11 protein-coding genes are annotated in these 13,751 nt (G+C 55.6%); 5 read left to right on the top strand and 6 right to left on the bottom strand.

Annotation, left to right across the window (positions count from 1 at the left end; all coding sequences use genetic code 11):
- Positions 1-105: 105 nt before the first annotated feature.
- Positions 106-492: a hypothetical protein gene (locus tag J3U88_RS32510; protein WP_207863277.1), complete on the bottom strand. Its 387-nt coding sequence runs from the start codon at positions 490-492 to the stop codon at positions 106-108.
- 528 nt (positions 493-1,020) lie between these two features.
- Here J3U88_RS32510 and J3U88_RS32505 point away from each other — a divergent pair.
- Positions 1,021-2,817, top strand: coding sequence for an ATP-binding protein (locus J3U88_RS32505; RefSeq protein WP_207863275.1), 1,797 nt, complete (start codon positions 1,021-1,023; stop codon positions 2,815-2,817).
- Positions 2,818-2,857: 40 nt separating this feature from the next.
- On the top strand, positions 2,858-3,229 hold the full coding sequence (locus tag J3U88_RS32500) for a response regulator (RefSeq protein ID WP_207863273.1): 372 nt from the start codon (positions 2,858-2,860) through the stop codon (positions 3,227-3,229).
- Between the two features lie 23 nt (positions 3,230-3,252).
- On the opposite strand, the gene J3U88_RS32495 is transcribed toward J3U88_RS32500, so the two are convergent.
- Together J3U88_RS32495 and J3U88_RS32490 are read right to left on the bottom strand one after the other, a co-directional pair.
- Positions 3,253-5,307, bottom strand: a complete 2,055-nt coding sequence (locus tag J3U88_RS32495) for a putative bifunctional diguanylate cyclase/phosphodiesterase (RefSeq protein WP_207863272.1) — start codon at positions 5,305-5,307, stop codon at positions 3,253-3,255.
- A gap of 10 nt (positions 5,308-5,317) precedes the next feature.
- Positions 5,318-5,485 carry a hypothetical protein gene (locus J3U88_RS32490; protein ID WP_207863269.1) on the bottom strand — a complete coding sequence of 56 codons (168 nt, stop codon included), beginning with the start codon at positions 5,483-5,485 and terminating at the stop codon, positions 5,318-5,320.
- 559 nt (positions 5,486-6,044) lie between these two features.
- Here J3U88_RS32490 and J3U88_RS32485 point away from each other — a divergent pair.
- From J3U88_RS32485 to J3U88_RS32475, 3 genes are all read left to right on the top strand, one after another.
- Positions 6,045-6,713: an alpha/beta hydrolase gene (locus tag J3U88_RS32485; RefSeq protein WP_207863267.1), complete on the top strand. Its 669-nt coding sequence runs from the start codon at positions 6,045-6,047 to the stop codon at positions 6,711-6,713.
- Positions 6,714-7,116: 403 nt separating this feature from the next.
- Positions 7,117-7,479 carry a hypothetical protein gene (locus J3U88_RS32480; RefSeq protein WP_207863265.1) on the top strand — a complete coding sequence of 121 codons (363 nt, stop codon included), beginning with the start codon at positions 7,117-7,119 and terminating at the stop codon, positions 7,477-7,479.
- A 34-nt stretch (positions 7,480-7,513) separates the two neighbouring features.
- Entirely contained in the window at positions 7,514-8,293 is a 780-nt protein-coding gene (locus J3U88_RS32475; RefSeq protein ID WP_207863263.1) for an integrase core domain-containing protein, read from the top strand.
- 185 nt (positions 8,294-8,478) lie between these two features.
- On the opposite strand, the gene J3U88_RS32470 is transcribed toward J3U88_RS32475, so the two are convergent.
- The 3 genes from J3U88_RS32470 to J3U88_RS32460 all read right to left on the bottom strand — a co-directional run.
- On the bottom strand, positions 8,479-8,841 hold the full coding sequence (locus tag J3U88_RS32470) for a hypothetical protein (protein WP_207863261.1): 363 nt from the start codon (positions 8,839-8,841) through the stop codon (positions 8,479-8,481).
- Between the two features lie 14 nt (positions 8,842-8,855).
- On the bottom strand, positions 8,856-11,621 hold the full coding sequence (locus J3U88_RS32465) for an RHS repeat-associated core domain-containing protein (protein ID WP_207863259.1): 2,766 nt from the start codon (positions 11,619-11,621) through the stop codon (positions 8,856-8,858).
- A 371-nt stretch (positions 11,622-11,992) separates the two neighbouring features.
- The coding region (locus J3U88_RS32460) for an RHS repeat protein (protein WP_207863257.1) at positions 11,993-13,751 on the bottom strand (1,759 nt) is incomplete at its 5' end.

The raw sequence follows: 13,751 nt of genomic DNA, 5'->3' as shown, positions 1-13,751 counted from the left end.
AAGGAAGCTTTATTTTACTGAGAGAAACCAAAAGATGTGTGAAAAGAATGTTTTTTCCGAAAAAGTTGCAAATGCGAACGGGGCGTGCCCCGCTCGCCCGTCTGTTTACTTGGCGGCAAGTGTGAGCGTGCCGGTTTTTTTCTCGCCGGAACGACCGATTTCGCTGTGGACCCCGCTAAAGCTGCCTTTTTTACAGGTACCGCTAAACGTAAAGGTGCGCCGCTTGTTTTCGTTTTTCACTTTGCCTTCCAGGTTCCCGTCTTCAAGGGAGCCGGTTGCCGTCCCCGAGTAAACGTGGTTGACGCCGTCGAATTTGAAATAAAACGCCACGTCATAGGTTTTTTCACCTTTTGGGGTGAATACCGCTTTCAAATTACCGGGTTCATTGGGGATGTGGTTCCAGACATAAGAACCGGTGAGGGTGGTTTTGGCGGGTTCGCCGGCCATGGCAAATCCCAGGGAAAGAAGCGCAAGTGCGGTAAGCCATTTCATCGTGTGCCTCCAGGCAGGTTTGGTGGTCGGACCAGGGAAAGGCGCCGGGGCGCCGACCGGTTGGTTCGTGGATCACGAGGCCAAAGGGTGACCCGCGACATTGGGTAATAGCGTGCTGACACGCAAAGCAATAAGGGTGTCCGATAGGCTTCCATACGGCTGTAGGAAGAGAAGGTTTCTGTTTAGGGGGAAAGGGGTGTTCGCTTGCCTGATCTTCGCTTGGCGGGTGTTTCGCGGCCGTGAGTCACCCTTTCTAGGCGGAACCCATGCCGCGGATGGCTGTCTGGGCCCGCCTGCTTGGTAGGACGCGCTTCCCCAATGTGTAAAGATCCGCTTTGGGCCATGGCAACCATTGGAAATACATTGGGTGGGGGGCTTTGGGTTGGATGAACGATGAGCTGCGCCGCCTCGTCATCCCACCCATAAAGTCGGACGGGAACCGAAACCTGTCCAACCTTCCTATCAATAGATTGGCAAACATGCCGATAGAATCAGAAATGCGATGAGTGACGGCCAGGTGTGGTTGCTATGGATTTTGATCTCCAGCCAATTCTTTTTTTGACCAGTGCGCTTGGATTTTCCTTGCTGGCTGTTGCCTTTTGGAAGCTGCTCGCCGTCAAAAAGATCCTGGCGCGGGAACAGGCGGCGCGGCGGCAGTTGCAGGAAGCGCTTGCGTTACGGGCTGCCGATACCGGTCCCGACATGGTGAATCACGCCGATGAACCAACGGTGCCCCTGACCCGGGAACATGCGGTTTTGGAACAACTGCGGGAGCGCTACGAGCACACCAAACAAGAGTTAACCCGTTTGCGTATTCGGGTAGAAAAACAATCGCTGGAACGGCATCGGGCCAAGGACAGCTTTTTGGCCCACATGAGCCACGAAATGCGTACCCCGCTTAACATCATTCTCGGCTACAGCGAGTTATTGGAAGATCGAGCCTCCGATGAATCCTTGGCGGACATGCGCGAGGACATTGCCAAGGTTCACACCGCGGGCAGCCAGATGCTGGAAAAAGTGAACCACGTGCTGGAGCTCTCCAAAATTCGCGCGGGCCGGGTCCATTCCCACTACGACCTGTTCGCGCTCAACGATTTGGTGGAGGAGCTTCAGCAAACTTTTGAGCCGCTGTTCGAGGAACGTGGCAATGATTTTGTTTTGGAGGCACCCGAGGTTTCCGACCGGTTGGAAATCGACCTTGGCAAACTCCACCAAATCCTCGAGCGGCTGTTGATCAATGCCAACCGCTTCACCGAAAACGGGACCATCGCGCTTGAGGTGACCACTGAGCAGGTGCACGCCTTGCCTTGGATTCATTTCACCATTCGCGACAACGGGCGCGGCATCGACCCGGAAAAACTGAATTTACTCTTTAAAGGCGTGCTCTCGCCCAATGCCGGTGTTCTCACGGAAAGTGAAGAGGGTGGTTTGGGTTTGGCACTGTGTCAAAGCTTGGCCCAGCTTTTGGGCGGAAAATTGACCTTGGAAAGCACCCTTAACGTGGGTACCAATGCGGTACTCAGTGTACCCGCGCTTCGTGGCGAAGGTGGTGGCTTGGCCAAGGTATCCGAAGCAACAGCAGAGGGTTACCGGGTGGTGTTTGTCGGAGACAACAGCGCGCGGCAGCGTGCCTTGGCCGAAAACACAGATAACCCTTTGCTAAAGTGGGAATTGGTGGATCCCGTTGATTTGGACGCCCAAATTCTCGGAAAAAGCAGTCCCACCCTTGTCCTCATAGACGTTATGATGGATATGTCGGTGGCTAGTTCGGTGTTTATCCGACTTCGAGAGCAAACCGCGCGAAACCAGGCGCACCTCATGCTGATCTCAATGTTTGATTACATTGGGGAAACCCTGGCCCTCGGTGTTCTCGGGTACTTGGTGAAACCCGTGGCCGAGGCCCGTCTCCACCTCATCCTTTCGGCTCTGTTCCAGGATCGGCCCGACCAGCACATTCTGCTGGTCAGCGGGGATACCGATCAGTTACACAGTCTCAACGATGTTCTGGCGACAGGACAGCGGCGTACCGAAGCCGTGCAGCGTGGCAGCGACGCGATTCGTTACCTTGATGCGCATCAACCCCAACTCCTGATTGTTGATTTGGTGCTCCACGATATGGACGGGTTTAGCTTGCTGGAGAACCTGCACGAACGGGGACTCGCCCGGGTTCCTGTCGTCTTTTTGGCTTCCGGGCTACCCGGACATGAAACCGCCTTGGACTCTCCGTCGCGTATCACCCATATTCCTTACTTCGAGGAACCGTTCACGACCGATTTCAAAAAGCATTTGCTCAAAGAAATCGCCCTAGCTTTTGATCGGCGCTGAGGAACAAGCGGCGCGAACCCGTTCGATAGGAGACTTGTTGATGAAAACCATTCTGCTTGTGGAAGACCACGAAATGAACCGAGACATGCTTTCGCGGCGTTTGCGTCGCAAAGGGTTCACCGTGGAGGAAGCGGTTGATGGTGTTCAGGCCCTGGAAAAGATTGCCGAACTCAAACCCGATATTGTTTTGATGGATATGAGCTTACCCCGCATGGACGGCTGGGAAGCCACCAAACGGGTGAAATCGGACGATACCACCAAACACATTCCCGTGATTGGTTTGTCCGCCCACGCCATGAGTGGTGATCGTCAGAAAGGCCTCAACGCGGGTTGCGATGATTACGATACCAAGCCCATTGATTTCAAACGTTTGCTCGAAAAGATCAACCAGTTATTGAACCGTACTGCTTAACGCTTTCTCTGTTTGAGGCGTTCCTATTCAAACCAGCGCTTGTTCTCCCGCAGCATCAGTTCCATGCCCGCCGCGTCGCGGGGCGGACTAAATAGGTAACCCTGAAGTTCGTCACAGGTGAGTGAACGCAAATATACCAAGTGATCCTCGGTTTCCACGCCCTCGGCGATCACTTTCATGCGCAGGTTATGGGCCATGCCGATGATGGCGCTGCAAATCGAGGCGTCGTCTTTGTCCGAGGTGATGTGGGTGACGAAGGAACGGTCGATCTTCAGCATATCCAGCGGGAAGCGTTTTAAATAGGCCAGTGACGAGTAACCCGTGCCGAAATCATCCACCGAAAGCTGGACCCCTAAATCGTGCAGGCCTTCCAGTTGGGCGATCGTCTCCTCCACATTGTCCATCAGCAGGCTTTCCGTTAGCTCTAGGTCCAGCTTGTGGGGGTCGAGCCCCGTTTTGTCCAGTACCCGTTTGACCAGCCCGACGATGTCGTAATCCTGGAACTGTCGGGAGGAAAGGTTGACCGCGATGCGAATCGCGGGCAGCCCCATCTCGACCCAGGCCTGGTTTTGGGCACAGGCCTGTTCCAATACCCATTCGCCGATGGGTAGGATCAGCATCGTTTCCTCGGCAAGGGGGATGAAGCGGCCGGGCGGCATTTTTCCGTATTCGCGGCTGTGCCATCGCAGCAGGGCCTCGGCGCCGATGATGCGCCCGGTTTCACTGTCGATTTGGGGTTGGTATTCCACGTAAAGTTCGTCGCGTTCGATGGCTTTGCGTAATTCCGATTCCATCTTGAGTTCGCTCATCAGCGATTCACTCATCGAGTTTTGGTAGAAGTGGATGGAGTTTTTGCCGCGCAATTTGGCCTGGTCCAAGGCCGTATGGGCGCGGCGCAACATGTCTTCGCCGGTCAGTTCCGGGCTGCCGAGTACGATGCCGATGCCGCTGGTAATGTGAAGCTCATGTTCGCGGAAAACAAAGGGGCGGGCCAATTGGGTGCGAATTTTGTCCGCGAAGGGTTTGGCGGCCGTCGCTGCCGCCAGGGGTTCCACCAAAATGGCGAACTCGTCGCTGCCGAGTCGGGACAGGGTACAACCCGGCGGCAATAATCCTTCCAGGCGGCGTGCGAACATTTGCAGGATGTGATCGCCTTGGCGGTGACCCAAACTTTCGTTGACCACGCGGAAACGGTCAATGCCCACGCAATACACCGCAAACAAATGGTTTTCCTGAATCTGGCTGCGTTTGGCGGCGGCGCTGATGCGTTCGATAAAGAGGCTGCGGCCCGGCAGGGCGGTAAGCACGTCGTGGTCACCGCGCCCGCTGGTATCGCTCATCCAGCCTGCCATGCGGTAGGGCAGGCCGTCCGCGTCGAACAAGGCCATGCCGCGGCACAACATCCACAGGTACTCACCCGCGGCGTTGCAGATGCGGATCTCGCAGGAAAGGCGCTCCGTTTCCCGGTTGAGATGCTGTTGGATTTGTTTGCGCAGGCGTGGTAGATCATCGTCGTGGATGCGGTCGAACCAGGCGTCGAGCGTGTTGCCGAGGTCGACCTTTTGCAAACCCAACATCGCTTTCCATTGATCCGAATAATAAATGGTCTTTAGCTTGAGGTCCCAATCCCATAGACCGTCCTCGGATCCTCGCAGCGCAAGCGCCAGCCGTTCTTCCGATTGGTGGCGGGCGTCCTCCGCTTCTTTGCGGGCCAGCAGGTTTTTAATGCGGGCCTTGGCGATGGCGAAATCGATGGGTTTGGTGACGTAGTCGTCGGCACCTAAATCGAGGGCACGCACCACATCGCTGCTGTTGTCCTTGGCCGTGACCATAATGATCATAATGTCTTTGCCCCAGCGCTCGCGCACCTTGGCCACAATTTCGAATCCGTCCATATCAGGCATCATGATGTCGAGCAGAATCAAATCGAACCGGCCTTTTTCCAATTGGGCCAAACACGCCAAGCCACCGTCCGCTTCCTCGGCTTGATAGCCGTAGGAGCGCAGACGGCGCATGAGCAGATCGCGATTCAGATCGAAATCGTCAACAACAAGTAAGCGGTATTGTTGTGGGTCCAAAGAAAACCCCTCACACCTCGGATTTGGTTAGGCTCAACGTGGTGGACTCGTTGGGATGCACGGCCGGGTGACCGTGGCGACGTTGGAAGGTGTCGCGGCCGTAGATCAATTTGTGGATGCCGTGTTTCAAAGAGCGGTCGGTCAATTCGCGCTCTTCATAAGGTTTGGTTTCTGTCATGAATAACTCCTTACCCTGTGGCTTTGGTTCGTCGGGCCGCGTGATCAGGGGTGTTCGGTAAAGAACGTCGCGCGGGCTGGGACGGGTTCCGCCGGCAGGCTTTTGGTTTTGCCTGATCAAGTGGCGGAAATAGGGGTGACCGTTGAACCCACGAAAACAACCGCGTGGCGGTCGAGGAGAACCGATCCCGGTTGACAATCCAAAAGGTCGTGGGGACCCTGGTTTCGTCGGCCGGAACCCGAAAACAGCAAGCTTCACGGACGTTGCCCCTGGCGTGGTTGGATCAGTAAATCGTAACGAAGGCACCATCATGTGGGAGAAGCTCGCTGTCGCGTTTTTAGCATCGTGCGTAACGGGATATCACCTTTCCTATCGGTAGCGGAATCCAAAAGATTAAGAATCCTTTTGTTGGGATCGATGAAAAATTTGTTTCGGTTGTCGGGGCTTCCTTGCCATGGGGTTGTCCTTGCCTTCCCCCGCCTTACTCGCTAATCTAAGCGCTTCACGGCGCGGGCTTTCCCGGTGACCGCAATTGAATGGATGGATGAGGGAGCGAAGCATGGCCGATGTATTGGAAACAGTTGAAGTAACCCACGGGACCGATGTCGACGCCGCGGTGATTTTTTTGCACGGCCTGGGTGCCGACGGCCACGATTTTGAGCCCATTGTTCCAGAGCTGCGTTTGGGTGCCATGGGTGTTCGTTTTGTGTTTCCCCACGCGCCGGTGCGCCCGGTGACCATCAACGGCGGCATGGCCATGCGTGCTTGGTACGATATTCTCAGCTTGGATCGCAACGGCTTGCAGGATGAGGCCGGCGTCCGCGATTCCGAAGCCCACGTCCGTGCGCTGATGCAGCGCGAGTTCGACCGCGGTATTCGCCCCGAACGTTTGGTTCTGGCCGGATTCTCTCAAGGTGGCGCCATCGCGCTGCACACCTTCTTGCGTACCGAGGAAAAGCTGGCGGGTGTGATGGCCTTGTCCACCTACCTGCCGCTCCACGACAAAGCCGGCAACGAAGCGACGGACAGCAACCGAGCTACCCCGGTTTTCATGGCACACGGCGCCTTCGATCCCGTCCTGCCCATCACACTCGGCCAAGCCTCCAACACCTGGATGCAGCAAATGGGTTACGCCGTCGAATGGAAGGACTACCCCATGCCCCACAGCGTGTGCCCGGAAGAAATCCGCGACATGGGCGCCTGGTTCCGCAAGGTATTCGCGAAGTAACCGACATCATTGGAACCATCCATCGGTTAGCCCGCGTGGCACAGCCAAAATCTACCGCGAAGCTGATTAGGGGCGACCGCATGACCCTTACCCGCGTGGAAGTGGGTCATTCCCATGGAATGTGCGCGCTTCGCCCGTCCCTTGAAGCACATTTGGGTTCACCCTTCTCCCGCGCGTCATCAATCTATCTCAGTTTGGCGAATGCCGGTTAAGACCTAAGAAGCGCGATAAGAGCGAGGGGGTTTGGCTAAAGATCTGGAGCGAAATGGCTTGGGAAAAGCGGACCGGGGTCGCGCCCGACCGCACCCGCTGGGTGCGGTGAGCATTTTCACAGGCCGTTGTAGCCCAGAGGTTTAGTCAAAACCACCGCGTCAGCGCTTCTTAGGTAAGAACCCAAAGCGCCGTGGGCACGCTTCGTCAAGCGGTGGATTTCTTCAATTCCGCCTATCTCTCCTTATTGCTGCCGAATACGGAGCCTAAGATCATGGATGGTTATGGAGGAGAAACGATGTCGTGGCTGAACGTTTTGTGGTTGGTTTTGTTTTTGGGGAAGGTGGAAACGCGTCAGCAGGCCGTGCTCGATTTTCTTCTGGGTCTGATTCGGGTTCAGCGTGAAACGATTCGTTCATTAAATAATGGCAGGGACAAACGTTTAACCGACCAACAGCGGCGGCGACTTGCAATCCTCGCGCGGGCCGTGCCCCATTTTTTTGCAAGACATCGCGGCCCTGAGTTACAGCCCGGACACGTTTTTGCGTTGGTATAAAAAGCTGGTGCATCAGAAATAGTCGGCCGATTCCATGCGACGACGAGGTCGACCGGCCACTGCGCCAGAGACCGTCGCTTTGGTCCGGCGTTTGGCCGAGGAGAATCCAAGCTGGGGCTATCGCAGGATCGTTGGGGCACTGAAGCAGGTCGGCGTTTCGCTTTCGAAAAACACCGTGGCGCGAATTTTGGAGGACGGCGGTTTGAACCCCGCCCCCAAACGCGCCCGATCATGGCATCATTTCCTGGAGCAGCAGTGGTCGAGTATGGTTGCCGCGGACTTTTTTACCGTAGAACTGACCCGCGGCTGGGGCATTCAGCGCGTGCATGTCCTGGTGATGTTGCACTTGGCGACCCGAGGAATCCACGTCGCCGGCATCGTGGATGAGCCGACGCAGGCGTGGCTGGTTCAGATCGCCCGCAACGAAACCGATGAAGACCACGGGTTTTTGAAAGAGGGGTCGTACCTAATCCACGACCGGGCGGCGGTTTTTAGCCAAAAGCTGAAACAAACCTTGGCGGCTTCGGGCGTGACCACGGTAAAACTGCCGGCTCGTTCACCCAACTTGAACGCTCACGTGGAACGCGTGATTCGTAGCATCCGCGAAGAATGCTTGGATCGATTCGTGATTTTCTCCTGGGAACAACTTGAGTACCTTTTGCGTGAATATGTGACCCACTACCATGAGGAACGCCCCCATCAAGGACTCGGTAACCGGCTGATCTCCGGCGAACAGGGCCAATCACAGGGCAAAATCCGGCGACGAACCCGGCTGGGCGGCTTGCTCAGCTTTTATCATCGCGTTTCTGGTTAAGAACGACGTGGATGTAAATCGAAATCCAAGGCTAGAGTGCGTCCAAATAAACCGTTTGTACCAAAAACAGTCCTCTCGCCGACAAAATAATCGACTGTTTTCCATGAAACAAACCATTGAATATCGTAGCGAGGAACGGATTTTTGTGTAAATTGGTGGCGTGGTTATTTTTGGGACACTACGTGTTATTTTGGAAAGGTAAACTCAAGAGAGTTTACATTCATAGACGGCATGGTTTTCGGTGCAATATTAACAGCTTTTAAAATTGCCATACAAGCAGCATAAGCCATAACCACATTAGTTGTGTCTATTGTGTGACCATGAATAGATTCAATAATCACATCGACACCATTCAACCCTGAGGGATTTTTCATTAAGTCCCAAGCCACATTAACCCCAAAATCTACTGCTGTTTTCCATTCCCCTTGATTGCCTGAATCTATTATCTGAATTTTTCCTAAATAATTTTCTCTTAACTTCACTTGAACCCACGCATAAGCAGAAGTACCGTCTGCCAAAGTATGCGCCACTTTAAAATCACCAAACACTTGACTACCTCCTTTTAAAGAATGCCTAATTTTTTAAGATCTCTCTTGTTAAGCCTCTTTCCGTTCATGTAAAAAATAGTATTCTTGAGCCAATTTTTGTTTCCTAAGATTTGACGAAGCTCCCATTCGGTATATCCATCTAGCCAAGACTTGTTAGCATTTTTAGGATTTAATGCATGTCTGATATTCACTTCAGTCAGATCAAATAAAATTTTTCCTCCCCTGTTTATAGCAGTATTCATGGCAGCCGAAAAGGCTACAGGCCATTTATTTTCAGCAAGTCTATGAAAACCCCTTTGAGACCAGTTCTTTGAGACTGAGGCATTCATTTGGTTCGCAAATGCTTCTAGATCTGCTTTCCGCCTGTATTTTTCATGTCTGTAGTGGCCTAAAGCGACATTCTTGAAAACTTCTTCCATTGGGAACTTCATGCCCTTTGCGGTAACAAAGAAGGTCATGAAATAACCTATCTTATCTATTCCAAATTGCTCAAAAGAGACTTTGGATACCTTTCCAACAACTGAGGTAGCAGCATTTTCAAAGTTCCTGTTGAACACCGTATATTCATTTGTTCCACGTCTGACGGTGTCAAAAATTATTTCAGAGTATTCGTCCTGTTCCTTTGCTGCGATTAAACTATAAAGGTATTCGTTGACACTGGCGTTAAACGTAGGGTTGTATTCTTTATACCAAAGAGGAATTAAACCCATCAGTTTTTCATCTTTTAGATTAGCTGTAGCCAGGGTGTTTATCATCTCTACTTCAGAAAGGTCTACTGAAATACCAAGCTCTTTCAAATCCCGAAAATCCTCAGTTAGTAGTCGCGAAAAAACGAGATCTCTGATGGCAGGACTGAAGTTATTTATAACATATGAATCATTTTCATTTCTGTATTCTTCAAATAATAAATTAACAATATCACCGGATAATGTTTCCAGTTCTTCATGTGTTGCATCTTTCAAGGAATCTAATCCGAAATCACTTGGTTTGAAGTCAACTGATAGAGAAGTATTATCTTTACGCTGGATTAAAGCTGTTTCCAGCCCATTCGGGTCCCAAAACATCATTGGGTTACCGGTGGCATACGAATACGGTTCGGTGAAGGTGGTGGGGTCGTAGATGTCGGGGGCGCGGAAGTCGGGGTTTAGGAAGTGGCCTAGCTCGGGGCTGTAGTAGCGGTGGTGCATGTAGGTTAGGCCGGTGTCCGCGTCTTCGAGGTGGCCGCTTAGGCCGAGGGGGGTTGTTGGGAAGATGGGGTCTGGCGGGAGGGTGAAGTTTTGGGTGGTGTAGGGGGAACCTCGCGTTGGCGTGTTGGCCAAGGACTCGCCCCAGGGTGATCGTGGGTTGATGTAAATCGTTCCCGTGTTGGTGTTTTTGTACGCCAGTGGCGTGCCGAGGTGGTCGGTGAAGATGTGGTAGTCCATGCCCGCGCCGGTTAGGTCTTTGATGAAGGCCGGCCCGAGGGGACCTTGGCCGACGGCGTGGGTCCATTGGACTTGGCCCGGTCCCTCGTACAGGCCGATGGCGATGACTTTGCTGCCCTCGTAGGCGAAAGCCAGCGGTTGCGGGTGGTGTTGGGTGGCCGCGCGAATGCGCCGGTACTGGTGATCGTAGTGGTATTGGGCGGTTAGGTTGTTGTCGTCGCGGATCTCGCGTAGGCGGCGGAAACCGTCCCAGACGAAGGTGCGCACCGTCCCGTCGCGGCGGTTGATTTGTTGCAAGTTGCCCAGGATTGGGTCATAGCTGTAATGGTCGGTGCCGCTTGGTTCCGTTGCGCTCGCCGCGCCGATGCGTTGGTGGATGCGGCGGTTGTCCGCGCCCGCTTCGGCTTCCAATTGTTCGTCGACCAAGATTTGGTTGTTCAGCAGGCGGGTTAGGCCGCCGAGCAGTTGGTTTTGCACCGTGCCGTAGCTTTCTTGGATTTGGTCGGTGACGCTGTTGCTGTTGCGGTTGATGGTGACGCCCGTCAGCTGTTCGTCGCTGTTGTAGCTGGGTTCGATGATTTCGGTGAAGGTGCTTGCTTTTCGTTCGATTCGGGTGAGTCGTTTGTCTTCGGTGCCGCCTGATTCGCAGGGGTCGCCACTTGCGCTTTCCGGCCGCCAGGTGAGGTCGAGGACGAAGACCTCGGCGTCGTCGGCGATGCGCTGCAGGTTGTTGTTGCTGTCGCGATCAATGCTGAAACGCGTGCCGTCGCCCCACGTCATGGTCGACGGCAAGCCTTCTCGCCAATCCGTGTAGGTTACGGCCATGCCGCTTGATTGCAGTTCCAACAGGTTACCCGCGTCGTCGCGGCGGAAGTGGAAGGTGGGGCCGCCTTCGATGTCGATCCGGTTGGTGTACCCGTATGCATCGTAGCCGTAGCGGTGCAACACCCCGTTTCCATCCGTATAACTCAGCACCCGTTCCCCGTCCACGAAGCGTTGATCCGGGTCCTGGCCGGCGCTGTTGTCCGGGTCGGGATAGGTCCAGGCTGCCAACACCGCGCCATTTTCGAGGATGGTGCTCAGACGGCCGTGTTCGTCGTATTGGTATGCGTACAGGTCCTCGGGGCCGTTTGCGTTGACGACACGAATCTCGCTGAGATCGCCGTTGCGGTAATCGTAGTCGCGAAGCAACTGACCACCAAAAAAGAGTTGGTCCAGTTGGTCGTCATCGCTGTAGGTCAATTCTTTGAGGGCCAGGCCGGGGCGTTGTACTTCGATTAATCGGCCCTTGGAATCGATGTCGGCGGTGACGTCGCCGGGGAAGTTGAGCTTGCCGGATGCGCCGTTGCCAAACACCTCGTAGTCCCGACCTTTGTAGCGCATGCTCGCCACGCCGCCCCAGCGGTTGTAGCTGTAGGACACCGCCGGTTGATTGCCCCGTTTGATGCTGCTCAGGTCGCCGAAACTGCTGTAGGTGCGCTTTGTGCTCAGTCCGCCTTTTCTGGTTTCGGTGGTGCAGCTGAGGCGACCGCCGCCGTGGTATTCCATCTCCATCACCAAACGGCCGTTGCCGATGTCGGCGCGGTTAGCCCGCATTTCTCACAAGGAATTCTGCTACGAAGCCGAAACCCATGCGATTACTTCGTTTACTCGGTCGAGCCGCCTTCGCCGTAGCGCTGCTACGCCTGCGCCGTCTCTCGGTCGTAATCTTCGTACTCACAAGGCTTTCAGCTTCTCGCGACGAATCCTTGTGAGAAATGCGGGCCCGGCTGGCTGAGATGGTTGAAATCGGTGAAAGCGATGGGCTCTTTTAGGCCGTCGATGCGGGCCAAGGCGTCGGCCGCTTTGTCGTAGGTCAGGCTGATCTCGCGGTTGGGCGTGCGCAGGCCGACGATCCGACCGCGTTCGTCGCGACGCACCTGGGTTTGCGTCAACCCGTTGCGGGTGTTGCGCAGCGCACCGCCGAATCCGTCGTTTTCACGACCTACCGTGGCACCGTTGGGCAGGGTGACCTCGCTTTTGTTGCCGAATGCTTCATGGCTGAAGCGGCTCGTGCCGCTCGGGCCCTCGGCTTGGGTCGGCAAGCCGGTTCCTTCTTCCAAACGCAGGCTACGCGTCACGCCGCGTTTGGCACTGCCGGCCGTGGTGGTGGTTTCCGTGAGGGTGACGCCCTTGTTGTTGTCGCCCACATCGATGCCGATCTGTTGCTGATGACCCAGCCAATTGCCGAAGGTACCGCTCAGCAAACCGCTGTCACCTTCGCCACGCGCGAACAGAACCAGTTCGCTGTCGGTCCGGTTGGGTTCGTTGGTGCTGACCCGGTTGAGGATGCCCAGCTCGGGATGGTACGCGTAATCAAACACCATCCCCCGTGGATGGGTATAAGTCGCCACCTGGCCGTTGTCGTTGTAGGTAAGGGACCAAGTGTGGCCGTGGGGATCGGTGCCGGAAATCGGCCGGCCGTGGCTGTCGTACTCGGTGGAAGCGGTCGTGTTGCCGGTGACGCCGTCGCGCCCGACGCTGACCGAACCCGGTGCGCCGCTCGCGTGGTAGTCAGCCAAAGTAACCACCCGGTCGCCGACCCGGATCTCCTCGATCTCGCCCTCACCGTTCACACGGACACTTCGCTCCTGCCCGCCTTGGGTGGTTTTGGTGATCATGCCCGTGCTGTCAAAAGTGACTTCCGAGCTCGCCGCGCGGGTGTCGCCGGTTTTTTGATCTTTGACGCTGATGCTTTGTTTGATGCCGTAGGGATCTTCGACCTTTAACGTGGCGGTTCGCCCGTTAAAGCCGTCGGTCGTGGTGGTTTCGCCCTCGGCGTAGGTCGTGGTTTGTTTGGTTTCGCCGGCCCCGGTTTCCGTCGGCCGCCCAAAGCCGTCCAATTGGGTGACGGCGGTGCCAACCCCGCCCAGCTCGTGCTGCACGGTCAAGCCGTCGGCGCTGATGTTGATCGGCACGGTGTCGGTTTGGCCCGCGATGGTGGCATCCGCGCGGGTGATCTCGATACCGGCGTCCCCGATCACCACATTTTGGCTCTGGCTGATGCCGGCGGGACCGGTCACCCGCGTCACGATGTCGGTATCCTCGAAGTAGCTGTAACGGGTGGTGCCCACGGCCGGCCCCTCGCCGCGAACCACGCTCACCAAACGATCCAAGGGATCGTAGGTGAAACGGGTGGTCGCCGCGATGGGTTTGGCGACGGTGACCTCGCGGAGCAAACCACGTTCGTCGTAGGCTTCGCGCCAGGCGGCATCGCTTGCCTTATTCTCGCTCGCGACCACCACGCGGTTACCGACGGTGAGGTGCTGGAACGTGGCCGATTGGTTGCCCAGCGTGGTTGCGGTGACCCGGCCCAAACCGTCGCGTTCCACGGTTTGTTTGCTGCCCAAACGGGTGCCGCCGACGACCTCGCCGAACCGGTTGAAACGAGCGGTGCCCAGCGTATCCTTGCCGTTGGGCTTGAAGGCCGCCCCGTCCCGTTCAACG

This window comes from Acanthopleuribacter pedis (assembly GCF_017377855.1).
GTDB classification, from domain to species: domain Bacteria; phylum Acidobacteriota; class Holophagae; order Acanthopleuribacterales; family Acanthopleuribacteraceae; genus Acanthopleuribacter; species Acanthopleuribacter pedis.
The sequence above is the reverse complement of the archived record's forward strand: the minus strand, read 5'-3'. Positions and strand labels throughout refer to the sequence as shown.

Excerpts from the sequence above, each read along its gene's own strand:
- J3U88_RS32510 (WP_207863277.1), bottom strand. The coding sequence starts at position 492 with ATGAAATGGCTTACCGCACTTGCGCTTCTTTCCCTGGGATTTGCCATG.
- J3U88_RS32505 (WP_207863275.1), top strand. The coding sequence starts at position 1,021 with ATGGATTTTGATCTCCAGCCAATTCTTTTTTTGACCAGTGCGCTTGGA.
- J3U88_RS32500 (WP_207863273.1), top strand. The coding sequence starts at position 2,858 with ATGAAAACCATTCTGCTTGTGGAAGACCACGAAATGAACCGAGACATG.
- J3U88_RS32490 (WP_207863269.1), bottom strand. The coding sequence starts at position 5,485 with ATGACAGAAACCAAACCTTATGAAGAGCGCGAATTGACCGACCGCTCT.
- J3U88_RS32485 (WP_207863267.1), top strand. The coding sequence starts at position 6,045 with ATGGCCGATGTATTGGAAACAGTTGAAGTAACCCACGGGACCGATGTC.
- J3U88_RS32475 (WP_207863263.1), top strand. The coding sequence starts at position 7,514 with ATGCGACGACGAGGTCGACCGGCCACTGCGCCAGAGACCGTCGCTTTG.